Origin of the sequence: Methanobrevibacter arboriphilus JCM 13429 = DSM 1125 (assembly GCF_002072215.1) — an archaeon.
GTDB lineage: Archaea > Methanobacteriota > Methanobacteria > Methanobacteriales > Methanobacteriaceae > Methanobinarius > Methanobinarius arboriphilicus.
The window spans coordinates 1-2,944 of record NZ_JXMW01000034.1; the positions used below are offsets into that span (position 1 = coordinate 1).

At 30.5% G+C, this 2,944-nt stretch carries 1 protein-coding gene; it reads left to right on the forward strand.

Annotation, left to right across the window (positions count from 1 at the left end; all coding sequences use genetic code 11):
* Window positions 1–374: 374 nt before the first annotated feature.
* Window positions 375–2,944 (forward strand): beta strand repeat-containing protein (locus tag MBBAR_RS09910; RefSeq protein WP_143746199.1); only part of this gene is annotated, 2,570 nt, incomplete at its 3' end.

The window sequence follows — 2,944 nt, forward strand, 5'->3', positions numbered from 1 at the left end:
ATATTGATATTAAAAGGATTTCTACAAAGCCTATTTTTTTTATTTTTATATTTCTTATTTTTTATTTTATTTTTTTTTAATTATTTTTAATATTCCTTTAATTTTAATTTAAAGCTGGGGGGGGGGGATAGCTATTGTTTTTTTCTTTTTGCTGTGTTTATTCGTTCATATGGGTTCTTATTGTCTTGTTTATTATTTTTTAGTTTTTAATTTTTTTATTCTTTTAATGACGTTTGGGTTGTTTTTTGTTTTTGGGTAGGAAGTTTTTTATAGTAGTTTTTTTATATTATATTATTGTAGCGTAGTGAGTGTTCTCATTGTGCTAGTATTTTTTATATTACTGATTGATTGGATCAGGAGGTGAAAAAACGAAAATGTTTACAATAAATAGACTTTTTAAGCCAATTATTTTTGTTATGTGTGTTTTATTTATCTTTTTAGGTTTATCTAGTGCTAGTGCAGCTAGTTATGATTTTAATAATGCTAATACTACTGAACAGTTTCAAAGTGTTATTAATACTGATAATGATAATGATTTGGTGATTAGTTTTGCTAATGGTGAGTATAGTGATTGGGGTCAGCTTAATATTAGTCGTAATGCTACTATAGTTGGTAAAAACCGTGGTGGTGCTAAATTCACAACATCTAGTGTTGATACTTTGTTTAAGATTAATGCTACTAATGTAAAGATTATTAATTTAACTATTAGTGGTTATACTACAGCTATAAAATCTAATTGTAGTGATTTGACTGTTAGTGATAATAATATTACTACTTCTGGTGTTAGTATTAATTTAAGTAGTAGTGGTAGTGCTAATCCTATAACAGGTGTTGTTATTAAGGATAATATTATTAAATCCAGTATAGCTACTAATTATCGTGGTGCTGTTTCTTTATTCGGTAAAAATAATGATAAGACTGTTTTTGATGTTTTATTTAGTGGTAATAATATAAATGGTGTTTCTTCTGGTGTATATTTAGGTGATGGTAGTTATAATAGTCCTGTTTCGTCTGCTAATTTGGTTTTTGAAAACAACAACATCACAGGAACATACTATGGTGTTTCTCTGGATGCATCCAGCAGCAACAACACCAATATAACCTTCGCCAACAACAACATCACAGGAACATCCGGCTCTGGTGTTTCTCTGTCTCCATACAGCAGCAACAACACCAATATAACCTTCGCCAACAACAACATCACAGGAACATATGGTGTTGATCTGTATGCATCCAGCAGCAACAACACCAATATAACCTTCGCCAACAACAACATCACAGGAACATCACGTGGTGTTTCCATGGATGCATACAGCATCAACAACACCAATATAACCTTCGCCAACAACAATATTACTGGTGTTAATTATGGTGTTTATGTTTATTTGTCTAATGGTAATGTTAAGGGTGTTAATTTCTTGAATAATACTATTAATGCTACTAGTGGTGATGGTTTTTATTTCTATAGTGGTGGTGTTACTAATGTGACTGATTTTGTTGTTAGTGGTAATACTATTTTTGCTACTAATGCTGGTTTGAATTTTACTGGTTTAGTTGTTGGTTCATTGGTTAATGTTACTGTTGAGTATAATCGTATATTGGCAAGTTTTGGTGTTAATATTACTGGTCATAATGATAATAGTAGTTTTGATCGTAATTGGTGGGGTGTTAATGATATTACTGGTATGATTTTGGGTGTTGATACTCTTAATCATTTTATTTTGAATATTACTAATACTTCTAGTTTGGATGGTGTTCATTTTTGTGATAATGTTAGTTTTATGTTGTTAGTTTTGAATACTACGCTTAGTAATGATGGTGTTGAATTTTTACCTGATTTTGTTGTTAATGGAACTTTCAATGGTGCTGATTTTAATAGTAGTCGTGTTGATGGTTTTGTTTATAATGCAACAGCTACAGCTGGTGTTCAAACTTTAGCTGCTACTTTAGATAATGTAGATGATAATGTAGCTTTTAATGCCCAATTAACTACTAATTCTAGTATAATTGTTAGTAATGATCCAGTGAGTATTGGCAATAATGTTACTATTTCTGGTCAGTTAGCTAATTATACTGGTATAACTGGTGTTAATGTTACTGTTGATGGTAATCTTTACACAGATGTTTCTGTTAATGGTACTGGTGGTTGGAATTTTAATTATACAACTAATCGTACTGGAACTATAACTGTTAGTGTTAATTATGTTGGTAATGAGAATTATACTGCTTTTAGTAATAGTACTAGTTTTGAAGTGTTGAGGAATAGTACTAATTCTAGTATTATTGTAGCTAGTGTTCAAATTGGTACTAATGCTATTATTTCTGGTGAGCTTGTTGGTTATGTTGGTAATGGCTCTGATTTTTTGACTGTTAGTGTTGATGGTAATGTTTATGATGATGTTATTATTAATTCTACTGGTGGTTGGAGTCTTAATTATACAACTAATCGTACTGGAACTATAACTGTTAGTGTTAATTATGTTGGTAATGAGAATTATACTGCTTTTAGTAATAGTACTAGTTTTGAAGTGTTGAGGAATAGTACTAATTCTAGTATTATTGTAGCTAGTGTTCAAATTGGTACTAATGTTACTATTTCTGGTGAGCTTGTTGGTTATGTTGGTAATGGCTCTGATATTTTGACTGTTAGTGTTGATGGTAACGTTTATGATAATGTTACTATTAATTCTACTGGTGGTTGGAGTCTTAATTACACAACTAATCGTACAGGAAACATAACTGTTACTGTTACTTATGTTGGTAATGATAATTATACTGGTTTTACTAATGCAAGTAGTTTTACTGTGATTTTGAATGATACTAATTCGAGTATCATTGTTAATCCTGAAACTGTAAGTATTGGTGATAATGTTACTATTTCTGGTGAGCTTGTTGGTTATGTTGGTAATGGTTCTGACACTTTGACTGTTAGTGTTGATGGTAA